This is a genomic window from Qipengyuania polymorpha, assembly GCF_019711435.1.
In the GTDB taxonomy this organism is placed as follows: Bacteria; Pseudomonadota; Alphaproteobacteria; order Sphingomonadales; family Sphingomonadaceae; genus Qipengyuania; species Qipengyuania polymorpha.
The window spans coordinates 261,628-277,162 of the sequence record NZ_JAIGNK010000003.1; the positions used below are offsets into that span (position 1 = coordinate 261,628).

Annotated in this window: 18 protein-coding genes; 9 read left to right on the plus strand and 9 right to left on the minus strand. The window is 65.2% G+C overall.

Annotation, left to right across the window (positions count from 1 at the left end; translation table 11 throughout):
* Window positions 1–1,437 (plus strand): glutamate synthase subunit beta, encoded by a 1,437-nt coding sequence (locus tag K3152_RS10035; RefSeq protein ID WP_221573979.1) that lies wholly within the window; start codon window positions 1–3, stop codon window positions 1,435–1,437.
* Window positions 1,438–1,543: 106 nt separating this feature from the next.
* On the plus strand, window positions 1,544–2,728 hold the full coding sequence (locus K3152_RS10040) for a S8 family serine peptidase (protein ID WP_221573980.1): 1,185 nt from the start codon (window positions 1,544–1,546) through the stop codon (window positions 2,726–2,728).
* A 9-nt stretch (window positions 2,729–2,737) separates the two neighbouring features.
* Here the strand turns inward: K3152_RS10040 and K3152_RS10045 are convergent, their stop codons facing one another.
* Both K3152_RS10045 and K3152_RS10050 read right to left on the minus strand, forming a co-directional pair.
* Window positions 2,738–3,061, minus strand: a complete 324-nt coding sequence (locus tag K3152_RS10045) for a TraR/DksA family transcriptional regulator (RefSeq protein ID WP_221573981.1) — start codon at window positions 3,059–3,061, stop codon at window positions 2,738–2,740.
* Window positions 3,058–3,738, minus strand: coding sequence for a uracil-DNA glycosylase (locus tag K3152_RS10050; RefSeq protein ID WP_221573982.1), 681 nt, complete (start codon window positions 3,736–3,738; stop codon window positions 3,058–3,060). The genes K3152_RS10045 and K3152_RS10050 overlap by 4 nt, the downstream gene beginning before the upstream one ends.
* Window positions 3,739–3,818: 80 nt before the next feature.
* On the opposite strand from K3152_RS10050, the gene K3152_RS10055 reads away from it, so the two are divergent.
* The 4 genes from K3152_RS10055 to K3152_RS10070 are packed head-to-tail and all read left to right on the plus strand — an operon-like array spanning window position 3,819 to window position 6,833.
* Entirely contained in the window at window positions 3,819–4,439 is a 621-nt protein-coding gene (locus tag K3152_RS10055; protein ID WP_221573983.1) for a ribonuclease D, read from the plus strand.
* Window positions 4,440–4,456: 17 nt separating this feature from the next.
* Entirely contained in the window at window positions 4,457–5,128 is a 672-nt protein-coding gene (lptC, locus tag K3152_RS10060) for an LPS export ABC transporter periplasmic protein LptC (protein WP_221573984.1), read from the plus strand.
* Window positions 5,128–5,679, plus strand: coding sequence for an LptA/OstA family protein (locus K3152_RS10065; RefSeq protein WP_221574380.1), 552 nt, complete (start codon window positions 5,128–5,130; stop codon window positions 5,677–5,679). Before lptC ends, K3152_RS10065 begins: the two co-directional genes overlap by 1 nt.
* Window positions 5,679–6,833 (plus strand): nucleotidyltransferase domain-containing protein, encoded by a 1,155-nt coding sequence (locus tag K3152_RS10070; protein WP_221573985.1) that lies wholly within the window; start codon window positions 5,679–5,681, stop codon window positions 6,831–6,833. The genes K3152_RS10065 and K3152_RS10070 overlap by 1 nt, the downstream gene beginning before the upstream one ends.
* Here K3152_RS10070 and holA read toward each other — a convergent pair.
* From holA to K3152_RS10090, 4 genes are read right to left on the minus strand one after another with little or no spacing between them, the layout of a single operon-like run.
* Window positions 6,830–7,873, minus strand: a complete 1,044-nt coding sequence (gene holA, locus K3152_RS10075) for a DNA polymerase III subunit delta (RefSeq protein ID WP_221573986.1) — start codon at window positions 7,871–7,873, stop codon at window positions 6,830–6,832. The genes K3152_RS10070 and holA overlap by 4 nt on opposite strands.
* Window positions 7,870–8,355: an LPS assembly lipoprotein LptE gene (gene lptE, locus K3152_RS10080; protein ID WP_221573987.1), complete on the minus strand. Its 486-nt coding sequence runs from the start codon at window positions 8,353–8,355 to the stop codon at window positions 7,870–7,872. The genes holA and lptE overlap by 4 nt, the downstream gene beginning before the upstream one ends.
* On the minus strand, window positions 8,355–10,868 hold the full coding sequence (gene leuS / locus K3152_RS10085) for a leucine--tRNA ligase (protein WP_221573988.1): 2,514 nt from the start codon (window positions 10,866–10,868) through the stop codon (window positions 8,355–8,357). The genes lptE and leuS overlap by 1 nt, the downstream gene beginning before the upstream one ends.
* Window positions 10,869–10,913: 45 nt before the next feature.
* A complete protein-coding gene (locus tag K3152_RS10090) occupies window positions 10,914–11,363 on the minus strand; it encodes a DUF3576 domain-containing protein (protein WP_221573989.1) in 450 nt (149 codons plus the stop codon).
* Between the two features lie 331 nt (window positions 11,364–11,694).
* Here K3152_RS10090 and K3152_RS10095 point away from each other — a divergent pair, with 331 nt between their 5' ends.
* Together K3152_RS10095 and phbB are read left to right on the plus strand one after the other, a co-directional pair.
* Window positions 11,695–12,459, plus strand: coding sequence for a hypothetical protein (locus tag K3152_RS10095; RefSeq protein WP_221573990.1), 765 nt, complete (start codon window positions 11,695–11,697; stop codon window positions 12,457–12,459).
* A 136-nt stretch (window positions 12,460–12,595) separates the two neighbouring features.
* On the plus strand, window positions 12,596–13,321 hold the full coding sequence (gene phbB / locus K3152_RS10100; protein WP_221573991.1) for an acetoacetyl-CoA reductase: 726 nt from the start codon (window positions 12,596–12,598) through the stop codon (window positions 13,319–13,321).
* A gap of 48 nt (window positions 13,322–13,369) precedes the next feature.
* Here the strand turns inward: phbB and K3152_RS10105 are convergent, their stop codons facing one another.
* Together K3152_RS10105 and K3152_RS10110 are read right to left on the minus strand one after the other, a co-directional pair.
* A complete protein-coding gene (locus K3152_RS10105) occupies window positions 13,370–14,104 on the minus strand; it encodes a helix-turn-helix domain-containing protein (protein ID WP_221573992.1) in 735 nt (244 codons plus the stop codon).
* Between the two features lie 65 nt (window positions 14,105–14,169).
* On the minus strand, window positions 14,170–14,889 hold the full coding sequence (locus K3152_RS10110; RefSeq protein WP_221573993.1) for a hypothetical protein: 720 nt from the start codon (window positions 14,887–14,889) through the stop codon (window positions 14,170–14,172).
* A gap of 88 nt (window positions 14,890–14,977) precedes the next feature.
* Here K3152_RS10110 and K3152_RS10115 point away from each other — a divergent pair, with 88 nt between their 5' ends.
* A complete protein-coding gene (locus K3152_RS10115) occupies window positions 14,978–15,262 on the plus strand; it encodes a ribbon-helix-helix domain-containing protein (protein ID WP_221573994.1) in 285 nt (94 codons plus the stop codon).
* Window positions 15,263–15,274: 12 nt separating this feature from the next.
* Here K3152_RS10115 and K3152_RS10120 read toward each other — a convergent pair whose 3' ends face one another.
* Window positions 15,275–15,499 (minus strand): hypothetical protein, encoded by a 225-nt coding sequence (locus K3152_RS10120; RefSeq protein ID WP_221573995.1) that lies wholly within the window; start codon window positions 15,497–15,499, stop codon window positions 15,275–15,277.
* Window positions 15,500–15,535: the final 36 nt, after the last annotated feature.

Below are 15,535 nucleotides of genomic sequence, written 5' to 3' on the forward strand. Positions count from 1 at the left end.
ATGGGCAAGGAAACCGGCTTTCTCGAATACGAGCGCGAGGATCGCACCTATCTCGACCCCGCGGAGCGCCTGAAGAACTACAAGGAATTCACCGTTCCGCACGACAAAGGCGCGCTGCAACGCCAGGCCGCGCGCTGCATGAATTGCGGCATTCCCTATTGTCACAACGGCTGTCCGGTGAACAACATCATCCCGGACTGGAACCACCTCGTTTACGAAGACGACTGGAAGAACGCGCTCGAGGTCCTGCACTCGACCAACAACTTCCCCGAGTTCACTGGCCGCGTCTGCCCCGCCCCGTGCGAGGCCGCCTGCACGCTCAACATCGTCGACGCTCCGGTGACGATCAAATCGATCGAATGCGCGATCATCGACCGCGGGTTCAAGGAAGGCTGGGTCAAGCCGCAGCCCGCAGAAAAGCAGACCGGCAAGTCGGTCGCGGTCATCGGCTCTGGCCCGGCAGGCCTCGCCGCCGCGCAGCAATTGGCGCGCGCAGGCCATGCCGTCACCGTGTTCGAAAAGAGCGACCGCATCGGCGGGCTGCTTCGCTACGGCATCCCCGACTTCAAGATGGAAAAGCACCTCATCAACCGCCGCGCGGTGCAGATGGAGGCAGAGGGCGTGCAGTTCCGCACCTCCAGCGAAGTCGGCGTGGAAGTCAGCTTCGAAGCGTTGAAGGAGAATTTCGACGCGGTCGTGCTGGCAGGCGGCGCGGAGGAAGCGCGCAAGCTCGACATTCCCGGCTCCGAACTGTCGGGCGTGCGCTTGGCTATGGAATTCCTTACCCAGCAGAACAAGCGCAATGCGGGCGACGACGAAGTGCGCGCCGCCCCGCGCGGCAGCCTGACCGCGACCGACAAGCATGTCATCGTCATCGGCGGCGGCGACACCGGCAGCGACTGCGTCGGCACGAGCAACCGCCAGGGCGCGGCTAGCGTCACCCAGCTCGAAATCATGCCCAAGCCGCCCGAACACGAGGACAAGGCGCTGACCTGGCCCGACTGGCCGGTCAAGCTGCGCACCTCCTCCAGCCACGAGGAAGGCGTCGAACGCGACTGGGCCGTGCTGACCAAGCGCGTGGTCGAGGAAGGCGGCGATGTCGCCGGCCTCGAATGCGTCCGCGTGGAATGGAAGGGCGGCAAGCTGGAAGAGGTGCCGGGCAGCGAATTCACGCTGAAAGCCGACCTCATCCTGCTCGCCATGGGCTTCACCGGCCCCAAGCGCCGCGGGTTGCTCGACCGGGCAGGCGTGGAGCTGGACGGGCGCGGCAATGTGAAGGCCGACACCAGCCGCTACGCCACCAGCGAACCGCACGTCTACGCCTGCGGCGACATGCGGCGCGGGCAGAGCCTGGTGGTGTGGGCGATCCGCGAGGGGCGGCAATGCGCCCGCGCGGTGGACGAGGCGCTGATGGGGGTCAGCGAACTGCCGAGGTAGGCCGTCTCCCGCCGATTCGACCCGCAAAACGAATTAGAGTAGGATAGCCGCTCGCTAGAACAGAATAACGCACGCATCGCGGGTCGCTTGGAGAAGGGGATCTAAGATGAGCATACGCATGTGTGCAGCCCTTATGGGCGTCTCAATGATGACGGCACCAGCGGCCCTCGCGCAATCGGTCGGCGACCCGGTGATCGACACCTTTGTCTGCACTTTCGTCGACGGACCGGTGAGCGTGACTTACGAAGCCAATCGCGCGGCAAACGAGGCGGGCGGGCGCCTGCTTCACACCTATTCCCGCATTTTCAACGGTTTCGCCCTTCGTGTTTCCGACAAAGCGATTGACAGGCTCGTCGAACGGAACCCGATGATCATGGGGTGTTCCCAGGCAGTCTATGTCGGATTGCCCGATGCCGGAGCAGCCGCCCGTGGCGCCCCCAAGCCGGATAACGGCGGTGGGAAACCCGACAATGGCGGAGGCGGGAAGCCGGGAGGTGGCGGCGGCAGCGACCAGACCGTTCCATGGGGTGTGGCCCGAGTCGGCAGCGGCACGCCCAACGGCAATGCCGCGTGGGTCGTCGACACGGGAGTGGACGTTGACAACCCCGACCTCAACCTCGTCGGCAGCGCCGAATTCCTCACGGCAGAGACCTTCGGCGGCAATGCGAATTCCGTCGACGACCTAAACGGACATGGCACCCACGTCGCCGGCACGATCGCCGCGATCGACAATACGGTTGGCGTTGTTGGCGTGGCACCGGGAGCGCCAGTCCATTCGGTGCGTGTGCTAGATTCGGTCGGTGTCGCGCCGGATAGCGATGTTGCAGCAGGCCTGGATTTCGTGGCAGCCAACGCTTTACCGGGCGATGTGGTCAATCTGAGCCTCACGGCGGACCAGGGATCGACCATCCTCGATACCGGGGTGCAGGCCTTGGCCGAAGGAGGCGTATACGTGGTGATGGCCGCCGGAAACAGCGGCGTTAACGTCGACACATCCTCCGTATCGCCTGCTTACAACAATGGTTCGAATCTCTTCACCGTGTCCGCCATCGACAAGCGCAGCAACCTTGCGTCTTTCTCGAATTACGGCGCTTCGGTGGATTACGCAGAGCCGGGAGTGCGGATACTCTCCCTGGCTCCGGGCGGCGGCACCACCAACAAAGACGGCACCTCCATGGCCGCTCCCCACCTCAGCGGCATTCTCCTGGTGACCGGGGGCAGCGTTGGGGCAGACGGTCAGGTCAAGCGAGACAAGGACGGAATTGCAGAACCGGTAGGGGTTCTGCCCTGACCGGCAGCTTCATGCGCACTCGACACAGCGCGCCACGCTCGGATCATGCGCCAGCCGCTTCTCGGCAATCTCGTTGCCGCAGGCGGTGCACCAGCCCCACTCACCCTCATCAAGTCTCGCCAGCGCCGCTTCTATCCGCGCACGTTCGGCCACGCGCCGCCGGGCAGTTGCTTGCGCCATCGCCTGCTGCTGCAGCGCATCCATCCGGCTGAGGCGACCGACGCTGTCCTGTCGCAGCTCGACCGTATCGCGCGAATCCGCATTGGCCGCGTCTTCCGCCTCGAGCGCCTCGCGCCGCGCGATCAAATGGGAACGGACCTCGTATTCGGTCATAGCGACCAGTCCACCGCCCCGCGCCCACGGTCCTCCAGGAAGCTGTTGGAACGGCTGAAGGGCTTCGACCCGAAAAACCCGCGGTGCGCCGAGAGCGGGCTGGGGTGGGGGCTCTCGATCACGAGGTGCCGTCCCCCGCGCAATCCTTCGATCCGCTTGGCCTTGGCCTGCGCATGGCTGCCCCAGAGGATGAAGACGCTGGGCGCCTCGCGCGCCGCGACCGCCGCGACGCAGGCATCGGTCACCGCGTCCCAGCCGCGCCCCGCATGGCTTCCCGCCTGCCCCGCCTCGACCGTCAGCGTGTTGTTGAGCAGCAGCACGCCCTCGCGCGCCCACTTGGTGAGGTCGCCATGGGCAGGCATCTCGATGCCAAGGTCGGCTTCCAGCTCCTTGTAGATGTTGCGCAAAGACGGCGGCAGCTTCACCCCCTCGGGCACGGAGAAGCTCAGCCCCATCGCCTGCCCCGGTCCGTGGTAGGGATCCTGCCCGAGAATCACGACCTTCACCGAGTCCAGCGGGGTCAGCTCCAGCGCTTTCAACCGGCTGCCGCGCGGCGGATAGACGGTCTTTCCCGCATCTTCTTCCGTCCGCAGCCAGCCGCCCAGCGCCCGCGCCTCCTCGCTCGCCAGGACGGGGTCGAGGACGGGTTTCCAGCCGGCAGGGACACTCTCGGTCATCGCCGCCTTTCTGGACCCGCGGCGCGCCCGCGACCAGAGGCCCCTTCCCTACAATCCCCAATCCGCCTAAGGCCCACCCCATGGCAGTGCATTTCCACGAAGAAGACCTTCCCGAAGGCGTCCTCGCCGATGGCCCGGTGGCCGTCGATACCGAAACCATGGGTCTCGTCACCATCCGCGACCGGCTGTGCGTCGTGCAGATCAGCGACGGCAAGGGCGACGAGCATCTCGTGCGCTTCGGCCCCGACAGCGATTACGACGCGCCGAACCTCAAGGCCGTGCTGGCCGATCCAGAGCGCCTCAAGCTGTTCCACTTCGCGCGCTTCGACCTTGCGGCCATCGAATATTACCTCGGGGTGACTGCAGCGCCGTGCTATTGCACAAAGATCGCCAGCAAGCTGGTACGCACCTACACCGACCGCCACGGGCTCAAGAACCTCGTCGAGGAACTGCTTGGCGAAAGCATTTCCAAGGCGCAGCAGTCGAGCGACTGGGGCGGGCCGGAGCTCAACCAGGCGCAGCAGGACTATGCCGCAAGCGACGTGCGTTTCCTCCACCGGATGAAGGAAGAGCTCGACCGCCGGCTCGAACGCGAGGGCCGCACCGAACTGGCGCAGGCCTGCTTCGATTTCCTTCCCGCCCGCGCGCATCTCGACATTCTCGGCTGGCAGGACCACGATATTTTCAGCCATATGGGCTGATGGAGCGTTAGGCAGACATGGTATTCCGGAGCAGGCGCAGGATCGAAACGCAGGAGGCGAAGCAGCTACGCTCGCGCCGCCAGCATTTCGCCATGCCCGGCGGGAGCCATGACAAGCTCGTGCGCTTCCTCGCCCGTGCGCTGCCGATGGCCGTCGGCGTGGTCGCTGCGCTGATGGTGATTACTCCGCTCAGCCCACGCGGCGAAATCAGCTTCCTGCTCGACCGCAACGAAGTCGCCGTCATCACCGAGCGGCTGCGTGTCGACAACGCGCTCTATCGCGGACAGGACGAGCAGGGACGGCCCTTCTCGCTCACCGCGGGCGAGGCGGTGCAAAAGTCGAGCGTCGAGGGCATCGTGCGCATGGACGACCTCGTCGCGCGGCTGCTGATGAAGGAAGGCCCCGCCCGCGTCGAAGCGCCCGGCGGGCAGTATGACATCAACGAAGAAGTGGTCGACGTGAACGGCACCATGCGCATGGAAGCCGCCGACGGCTATTCGATGCGCGCGAGCGGCGTGTCGCTCGACCTGAAAGACAAGACGCTCGAAGGCGCAGGCGGGGTCGAGGGCGCCATTCCGGCGGGCACTTTCCGCGCCAACCGCCTCGATGCCGACTTGGACGAACGCAGGATTACACTCTCGGGCAATGCGCGTCTGCGCATGGAACCCGGAAAGCTGAGGATGCCATGATGAAACGCCACCTGCCCACCATGGCGAAAAGCGCCGCGCTCGGCTTCGTGCTGACCTGCGCCGGGTTTGCCGGTATCCAGCTTTCCGCGCAGGCGATTGCGGGGCACAATTCGAACGCGCCCGTTTCCTATGCTGCCGACCGGATCGAGTTGCAGGACCGGCAGAACCGCGTGGTGCTCTCGGGCAATGTGCAGATCACGCAAGGCGGGCTCAACCTCAATGCGGCGCGCACCATCGTGAACTACACCGATGCGGGCAGCCTCAAGATCCAGCGCATCATGGCGACTGGCGGCGTGAACGTGGCGCGCGGCAACGAGCGCGCTAGGGGCGATACCGCAGTCTATGATTTCAACCGCCGCATCATCACCATGGCGGGCAATGTCCGGCTCAACCGCGGCGGCGATACGCTGAACGGCGGACGGCTGGTCATCGACCTTGCCAGCGGCGTTTCCAGCATCGACGGGCGCGCGAGCGGCTCTTCGGGCGTGACCGGCAGCGGCAGCACGAATTCGGACGGCCGCGTCACCGGCACCTTCTCCGTCCCCGACTGATGACCCGCGCCCGTATCGGGCGAGCGCTGCTGGCGCTGTGCGGACATCGCTCGGGCGAGGCGGAAGGGCTGTCGGCGCAGGAGTGGCAGGAGCTTGATGCGCTCGCCGACCAGCACAGGCTGCGGCCTTTGCTCCATGGCAGGCTAACTCGCGGCGAAATCACTGCCCCGCCTGCGGACGTCGCCGCCCTCTGGCAAGAGGCGCACCGCGCCAACGCCATCACCATGCTCTCCCAGCGCCGCGCCCTGTTGCAAGCGATGGAAGTGCTGGCCGGAGAGGGCATCGGTGCGGTCGCGCTCAAAGGCTCGGCGCTTGCGTGGACCGTCTGGCCTGCACCTGCCGAACGGGTGATGCGCGATATCGATCTCATCGTCGCTGCCCACAATGCGTCTGGCGGATACAAGGCGCTGCGAGGCGCGGGATGGGAGGCTCCTGAACTCTCCGATGCGCAACTGGCCGAGTTCGCCAAGGCCGAAACCCATCTCCCCCCGCTTCATTCGCCCGAGGGGGTGATGTGCGAATTGCATGCGCATGTCTGGGGCCGCCCGCCGCTGCCCGGCTCACCCATGCCCGCGAGCGACGATGCGCATTTGCTCGGTCATGCGCGGCATTCGGAGAAGCTCGGCATGGCGATTCCGGCAGCCGAGGACATGCTGGCGCATCTCGTGGTCCACGCTGCATGCTCGCACCTGCTCAATGTCGGACCGATGGCGCTGGTCGATATCGACCTGTGGTGCGCGAAGAAGGTCATCGACTGGCCTGCCTATTGGGAGAGGGCGAAGGGCGACGGCTTCGACCGGCCCTCGGCGCTGGTCTTCGCGCTGGTCGACAGGTGGCGGAGGCCGGGTTTCCTCGCGGGCACAAAAAGCCCGCTGGATGTCGACGACGATGTTCTTGACGAGAGCGAACTGCTGCTCGTGCAGGACCTCGACGCACGCAAGGATGTCAGCGCCATCGCCTCGCTCTCGGCGGGAAAATTGGGCGGACGCTTCGAGCAACACCCCCTCGACCGCGCCGAAGGTCGGACCAGTTTCAGTCAGCGCATCGGACAGCTTGCGAGGCGCACGGCCTCGCTGGGCCGCAGCCTGCTCTCGCGCGAGACTCGCCGCGATGGCCTTGCCACCGCTCGCCTGCAGAAATGGATGGAGGGCTAGCGGCGACCCGCGCCGGCAACGCGCGCGATTCCGGTCAGCCCCTGCGCGAGCAGCAATTCCGACGACTGGCTGTTCTGCAGCAATTCTCGGTGCAGTTCGGTTAGCCGCATCGTCAGACGGTCGAGCTTCGGCCCGCGCCAGCGCCCCACCTGCTCGGCAATATCGCGCTCTTCCTTCCAGAAGATGCCCAGCCGCGCCTTCTCGCCCTTGTCGAGATCCTGATAACGGCGATTACCCAGCGCCGCCGAAATCCGCGCCAGCTGCGCCGCGCGGCGCTCCACCGCGAGCAGCGTGCCGACCGGGTTGAGGCCGATTTGCTTCATCCGCGCAATCTCGGTCGCGACCTTGGCGCCCTGCCCGGCGAGCACCGCGTTGACGAGGCTGGCGAAACCGTCCTCCTCGCTCGCCGCACCGATGGCGTCGAGATGCTCCATATTCGCAGGCCGAGGCGATTGCGGCGTCGCATCGAGATAAGTCGCGAGCTTGGTCACTTCGCTCGAGGCCAGACGCACGTCGAGATTGGCGTTGCGCGCAATCCTCTCGGCCACTGCGCCATCGAGCTTCAGCCCCGCTGCATCGCCCATCGCGCGCACGCTCTGCGTTACCGAGCGCAAATCCGGCGGATAGAACATCGCCACCACCGCATCTTTACGCTTCTCGAGCAGCTTCGCGGTGCGCGACTTGTCGGTGGCCCCGGTTGCGACGACCACCACGGGGCAGGCCTCGCCCGCGCCCATGTCGCCGGTTTCGAGCAGCGTCTTCAGTGCCTCATGCGCTTCGTCGCCCGCCACGCGGCACCAGATGTGGCGCTTGTCTCCGAAGAGTGAGGTGGAGCGCGCCTCGTCGCCCAGCTTGGCAGGGTCGGCGCGCAGTTCCGCGCCCGGGATTTCGACCCGCTCACCCGGATCGGGCAGCATGGCGACGATGTCGTTTGCCGCTGCGCTCGCGCCCGCCTCGTCCTGTCCGCAGAAGAAGAACACGCCGCAATTTTGCGCGGCATCGCGCGCCTTGGCGGCAAAGTCGCGCCCGGTCAGCTTCACCGGTTGCGCAGCGTCAGGGCGACGCGGGTGACGATCCGGTCCGCAATTTCGCGGCTGAGGTTTTCGAGCGCGGTGTTCTCTGCCGCGATGGTGGCATATTCGCTCGACACGACGTCGATGCCGGCGTCCGTACCCTCGGTCGCGTCGAGCAGGATTTCACCCGTGCTCGCATCGACCAGCTGGTAACGCGCGCGCAAGGTGCGGCGTTCGCGGCTGACCGTATCGTCGGCCAGCACGGCGAGGCCTTCGAGGCTATCGTCGAGGCGCACGTCGAGGCGATAGCGGAAGTCGGTCACGCCCGCTGCGCCCAGCCGGTCGTTCAGCGCATTGCGCACCAGCCAGCCGGCCTTGCCCTCGATGGGCGGTACATCGACCGCCGCCAGCCCCTGCGCCACTTCGCCGCTGCCGCCGCCCGCATACATGGGCGAGAGCGAGCAGGCCGAAAGGGCCAGCGAGGAAGCAAGGGCGAGAAGTATCCGCATCAGGTGACGATATTCACCAATCTGTCGGGCACGACAATGACCTTGCGAATTTCTGCACCGTCAATCGAACGCTGCACCTTCTCGGATGCCAGCGCCATGGCCTCGAGGTCCTCCTTCGGAGCCCCTTTGGGCGCGGTGAGCGTGTCGCGCAGCTTGCCCTTGTGCTGGACGGCGATGGTAACCTCGTCCTCGACCAGCAACGCCGGGTCGACCTCGGGCCAGGCAGCATCGGCGACGAGCCCGTCCATGCCCATGCCCGCCCAAGCCTCCTCGGCAAGGTGCGGCATCATCGGCGCGGCAAGCTGGACCAGCGTGCGGATGGCGGCCGAGCGGCTGGCGGAAGGCGCGGCCTTCTCGACCGCACCGGTGAGTTCGTAAATGCGCGCGACGGCCTTGTTGAAGCCCAGCGCCTCGATGTCCTCGGCGACGGCCGCGACGGTCTGGTGCGTCTTGCGGTCCAGCGCCTTGTCCTCACCCTCTGCGCCGGCGTCGTAAGCGGAGAACAGGCGCCACAGGCGGTGGACGAAGCGGCTGCAGCCTTCGATGCCTGCTTCCGACCACGGAAGGTCGCGCTCGGGCGGGCTGTCGGAGAGCATGAACCAGCGCACTGCGTCGGCGCCGTAGGTGTCGATGATGGTGTCGGGGTCGACGACGTTCTTCTTCGACTTCGACATCTTGATGACGCGGCCGATTTCGACCGGCTTGCCGTCGGCGGTCAGCGTCGCGCCATCGGCGGTGCGCTCCACCTCGTCGGGCGAGAAATAGACCGGCTTACCGTCACCGGCGCGGCTGTAGGTCTCGTGTGTGACCATGCCCTGCGTGAACAGCGAGGCGAAGGGCTCCTTCACCTCGATCTGGCCCATGTGCGCCAGCGCGCGGGTCCAGAAGCGGGCGTAGAGCAGGTGCAGGATCGCGTGCTCGATGCCGCCGATATACTGCTCGACCGGGAGCCACTTGGCGACTTCTTCCGGGTCGAAGGGGCGGTCGGCAGGCTGGCTTGCAAAGCGCAGGAAATACCAGCTCGAGTCCACGAAGGTGTCGAGCGTGTCGGTCTCGCGCTCCGCCTTGCCGCCACATTTAGGGCAATCGACATGCTTCCACGTCGCGTGGCGCAGCAGCGGGTTGCCCGGGGTCTGGAAGTCGACGTCCTCGGGAAGCGTGATGGGCAGGCTGTCCTTGGGCGCAGGCACCACGCCGCAAGCATCGCAGTGGATGAAGGGGATGGGCGTGCCCCAGTAACGCTGGCGCGAAACGCCCCAGTCGCGCAGGCGCCAGACGGTCTTGCCGGTCCCGCGTCCCTGCTCCTCGATACGGCGGATGATTTCGCGCTTGGCGTCCTCGACTTCCATCCCGTCGAGGAAGTCGGAGTTGACGATCACACCGTCGCCCGCCTCGGCCTCGCCATCGAAAGGTTTGCCTGCGTCCTCGACGCTGGGAGCGACGACGCGCGGGATGGGCAGGCCGTATTTCGTCGCGAATTCGAAGTCGCGCTGGTCGTGGCCCGGCACCGCCATGATGGCGCCGGTGCCGTAATCCATCAGCACGAAGTTCGCGATGTAGACCGGCAGGTCAGCGTCGGTGAACGGATGCTTGGCGGTAATGCCGGTGTCGAAGCCGAGCTTCTCGGCGGTTTCGAGTTCGGCAGCGGTGGTGCCGCCCTTCTTGCACTCGGCGATGAAGGCGCGCGCCTCCTCGCTATCGAGCGCTTGCGCAACCGGATGGTCGGCGGCGACGGCGACAAAGCTCGCGCCGAAAATCGTGTCGGGACGCGTTGTGTAGACGGGCAGCTTCTCGCCGGTCGAGAGGTCGAAGCTGAATTCGAGACCCTTCGACTTGCCGATCCAGTTTTCCTGCATCAGCCGGACCTTGTCGGGCCAGTTCTCGAGGCTGCCCAGCCCTTCGAGCAGTTCCTCGGCGAAATCGGTAATCTTGAGGAACCACTGGTTGAGCTTGCGCTTCTCGACTTCTGCGCCCGAGCGCCAGCCCTTGCCGTCGATCACCTGCTCGTTGGCGAGCACGGTCATGTCGACCGGGTCCCAGTTGACCTCGCTTTCCTTGCGATAGACGAGGCCGGCTTCATAGAGGTCGATGAAAAGCGCCTGTTCGTGGCCGTAGTAATCGGGCTCGCAGGTCGCCAGTTCGCGGCTCCAGTCGAGCGCAAAGCCGAGGCGCTTCAGCTGCGCCTTCATGTGTTCGATGTTGTCGCGGGTCCACCCTCCCGGGTGCACGCCCTTTTCCATCGCGGCGTTTTCCGCCGGCATGCCGAAAGCGTCCCAGCCCATCGGGTGCAGGACCTCGTGCCCCGTCGCCTTCTTGTAGCGCGCCAGCACATCGCCCATCGTGTAGTTGCGCACGTGGCCGATATGGATGCGCCCGCTGGGATAGGGGAACATCTCGAGCACGTAGCTCTTGGGCTTCGCTGAATTGCTGTCGGCGCGGAAGGTCTGCGCGTCGTCCCACGCAGCCTGCCAGCGCGAGTCGGCACTCGCCGGATCGAAACGGGTATCACTCATGCGCCTGCCTGTAAGGATTTCAGGCGCGAATGGAACCCGTTTTACTTAGTTCGAGAGGGCCTGGCGGCGCAGTTCGCGGGCCTTGGTCAGGATGATGTCTTCGAGCTTCTGCACCGTGGCCGCCTGCACCGGGGCATCGACCCATGCGCCGCTCTGGTTGACCTGGCGGCTGGCCGCGACACGCAGTGCGTCGGCGCGCAGGTCGGTGTCGAGGATCGAGACGGTCATCTTCACGCGCTCACCGGGGTTCGACGGGTTGGCATACCAGTCGGTGACGATCACGCCGCCATTGCTGTCGGCCTGCAGCAGCGGGGCAAAGCTCACCGCTTCGAGGCTGGCGCGCCAGAGGTAGGAGTTCACGCCGATGGTCGAAACCTGCGCTGCGGCGAGATCCGCACGCGCGCTGTCCGAGCTGGAACATGCCGCAAGGCCGATGCTGGCCACGCCAAGCACGGCGATGGCGGCGGGACGGCGGAAATTACGGATAGCGGTCATGAACGGTCCTTGGCTCGGATAAATATGTTGCGGCTCTATAATGGCTGCGGGCGCAGGGGCAAGCGTTGCCTGCCTGTGCCAAGCCGAGGTGCATAGACGCTTCCTGCGCGTGAACACCTGCTTAATCGGCTCCCGCCCTGTGTGCACGAAGCAACACCTGTTCCCGCAATGAGACCCGCCCTGTGGAAAAGCTGGCCAAACATCCCACCTGGGCCTAGGTTTCGTTGTGGAGATGGAGTCGCCCCCTGCGATTCCATTCGGGAACTGTTCAGCGGACAGTGCTTTAGAATGGCACGGACACCGCAAGTTGCAGGGAGACGAGAGGCGTTCGATGGGCAAGAAGTTCGACAGCAAGGGCAAGGGACGGCTTTCGCCGGCCATGCTGGCTGTCGCCGGTCTTGCACTCGCCGTGCCCGGTGCCGGCCTTGCCGTTGCATCCCCCGACGCGCTGACTGACACTTCCACGATCGAATACCTGCCTTTCACGCCTGCCGGGGCCGATCCCGAACTGGCGGAAAAGGTTGCCGCCATCATGGGTGAAGACGCACTGCGCTTCACCCCTGCCAGCAAGGCGAACACCAAGCGTGACCGCACAGTGAACTTTGCCGTGCGCGTCGATGATGCGACCGCGCGTTCGCTGTCGGGCCGCAAGCCGCTCGAATCGCTGGCATCGAAATCGGGTGTTGAAGGCGTGCTTGCCGTGGCGCCGACTCGCTACAACCTCGGCATCGCTCGCGGTTACCAGAGCTTCGCCCAGCCCGCCCGCAGCGTTTCGGCTGCTGCCGTGGCCGAGGGCCTGAGCGACATCACCATGCCCGACCTTGCGAAGTTCGACACGAAGCAGGACGATGGCAAGCCCAGCCGCTTCCAGTCGCGCATCGCGCTCGAGCAGGATGGCCTTGCCGGCAGCGCACCGCGCACGCTCGAAGGCGCCGGCACGCAGCGCGTCGACCTCGGCGGTTCCTATCGCCTCAGCCGCAATCTCGATGTGACCGCAGGCGTCCGCATCAAGCAGGACCGGGACCGCCTCGGTCCGCTGACCGACGGTATCGAGGACGACCAGGCCGTTTACGTCGGGACGCAGATCCGCTTCTGACCTCGCGCTTCGGCGCAGCTTTCATGACAAGAATACGATTGTCCGCCCGCATACCGGGCCGGATTGTCTTTACGCTGTCGCAAAGACACGCCTAAGACATTCCTAACGCTACGGAATAGCCGGGGAGAATCGATTTATGGGACGTGTTGCCATCGTAACCGGGGGAACCCGCGGTATCGGACGCGCAATCTGCGAACGCCTTCGCGACGAACGCGGCTGCACCGTCATCGCCAATTATGCCGGCAATGACGAAGCTGCCAAGAAGTTCACCGAAGAAACCGGCATTCCGACCGTGAAATTCGACGTCGGCGATTACGATGCGGTGCAGGCGGCCTGCAAACAGGTCGAGGAAGATCACGGCCCCATCGACATCGTGGTCAACAATGCCGGCATCACGCGCGACGGCACGCTGCTGAAGATGAGCTACGAGGATTGGGATGCGGTCATGCGCACCAACCTTGGCGGCTGCTTCAACATGGCAAAGGCGGTGTTCGCCGGCATGAAGGAGCGCGGCTGGGGCCGCATCGTCAATATCGGCTCCATCAACGGACAGGCGGGCCAATATGGCCAGGTGAACTATGCCGCCGCGAAGAGCGGCATACACGGCTTCACCAAGGCGCTGGCGCAGGAAGGCGCGCGCTTCGGCATCACCGTGAACGCCATCGCTCCGGGCTATATCGACACCGACATGGTCGCCGCCGTGCCCGAGCCCGTGCTCGAGAAGATCGTCGCCAAGATCCCCGTCGGCCGCCTCGGCAAGGCCAGCGAAATCGCGCGCGGGGTGAGCTTCCTGTGCTCGGAGAACGCAGAATTCGTGACCGGCTCGACCATGAGCATCAACGGCGGCCAGCACATGTATTGATGGGTAAGAGGCGGGCAGGAGGTTTAGCCGTCCTGCCCGCCCTTTCCATCAGTCGATCAGGACGCCGACCACTTTCCATGTCCCGTTTTCTTCGACCAGCGTCACCGTCTCGACCGCATCGGCACGGTTTGCGAACCTCGTGTGGAAGGTGACCTCCTGGAATCCCTTCGGCGGAGCATTCATGAAGCGGATCGTGGCAAGGTTACGGCTTACGACTGCGCCCAGGGGCACACGAACCTGCCGGGAGGCCTCGGTCCAGCCCTCCACCGTATTCGCCTCGCGAAAGGCCTGACCGGCGGCATCGAAGCCGGCCTGCCATTCCCCCGCATCACCCAATTCGAGCCAGCCTCGTGCGGCCGCTTCGACTTCGGCATCCCGGGCGGTGATTGCGGTATCGGCTGAACCTGCCTGATCAATCGCGAGGGGGGTGGAAAGCAGCAGTGCTGCGGCAATCAAGGACATGATAATCGCTCCTATCAGAAGGGCCATTTTTGGGGCCCGTTTTACGATAGGAGGGTTGTGAGAGGCCTGACCGTCGTGAGCATCCCCCAAGTTTTCGTCTACAGATTTTTCGTGGGATCCCGCCTCGCTTTCGAAAAGCAGGCGGGCTGCCTCGCGGCTGCTGGTCACGTCCAGCTTGCGCCGTGCAGCACGCAGCCGCTCGTTGATGGTGTGCACCGAGAGCGACAGCGCGTTCGCCATGCTCTTCGCGTCATGGCCGCGCACCATCAGCCGGAGCGTTTCCTTCTCCTTTTCCGTCAGTGCATCGCAGCCTTCACCCATAACCAACGGTCTAGGAAGCGGCCCGAATCTTCGCCACCCCTAAAAATTCGTAGTCCGGAGAAGCCCTACTCCGGCCCGCGCGGGTCGGGGCGCCACTTGGTGCTGCCCGTGGTGCGGCACCATTGGGCCGAGGGCGAGGTGGCCTGGCGGCCCTGCTCGAAACGCGTGTAGCTGACTTGGCGGCATTCGCGCGTGCCATAGGTCACGGCGCCGCTGACAAGGACGTACCCGCGCTGGCCCTGTTCGCGCCAGAGCTGCGCCTTGCCGCTGCGCAGCGCGCGTGCAGTCTCGCGGTCGACCGAACCTGCGGGAGGGCCTGCGAAGGTCGGTGCGGCAGGCTGAGGGGAAGAGACCGAGGTGTCGGGCTCAGCTTCCTCGGTCTCGGCGACGGAAGTTTCCGGCAGGGGCCGCGGCATCGGCCTCGCTCCGGCAACCGCCCTCTCGCCACCGGTGGTCCCTTCGGTCGGCTCGGCGGCCGACTCATCAGGCGCTTGCCCCCAGTTGAAGGGTGTATCGTCCATTTCGCCCGTTTCTTCGCGCTCGATACGGACATACTCGTCCTTCTGCTCGAAGTCCTCGGAGAAGAGATAGAAGGCGAGCGCGGCCGTGGCGAGCGCAGCTCCGGTAAAGAACAGCAACAGCCACCCGCTCAGCCGGTCGCGGCGCTCCAGCTCGGCCAATTCCTCTGCCGTATAGCTTCCGGGACGTGGCGGCAGCGCATCCGAGGGGGCGCCATCGTTGGCCGCCCCTCGCATCTTCGCATCACTGGCACCGGTCTTCTTCACGCTCGCCTACGAATTTCCCGCTAGAGTTTTCCCAACGCTTCGGCTGCCTAATGTTTCATCGGGGCGCCGTCCATGACAGAAGTCTCCCATGACGACACCTTACCATCCTCCGGTGAAATATTCGGTGCGAATCGAGGGGCACCGCACGTCGATCAGTCTCGAGCCGGTGTTCTGGGACCTGCTGCAGGCTGCAGCGGCGCGGCGGGGGGTGGCCGTGAATACCCTCGTCGCCACGATCGATGCCGAGCGCATCCGCAGCGAGACACCGCCGGGGCTGGCAGGCGCCATCCGCGTATGGCTGGTCACGCACGAGCTGCAATCGCCGCACGAAAAAGGCGGCGGTATTTCTACCCCCGCCCCTTGGAATTCGTGATTTGACGCGCGCTTAGTATTTCGCTGTCGCGTCGCTGGCCGGATAGGTTTCGTCCAGCGCTTCGTCGGTCGAGCTCATCGTGTCATGCGAAGCGGTCGATTCCGAGCCTGCGTTGCGGAAGCTGCCTTCCGGTTCGCCGCCAGCAAAGGCCACACCATTCTGGTCGACCTTGTTCTTCTCGTAATAGCGATAGCCGGCATAGCCGAGGGCACCGAGTGCTGCGAGCTTGAGGATCATGATACTTCCCTTTCGAATAAATGACTTACACCAACC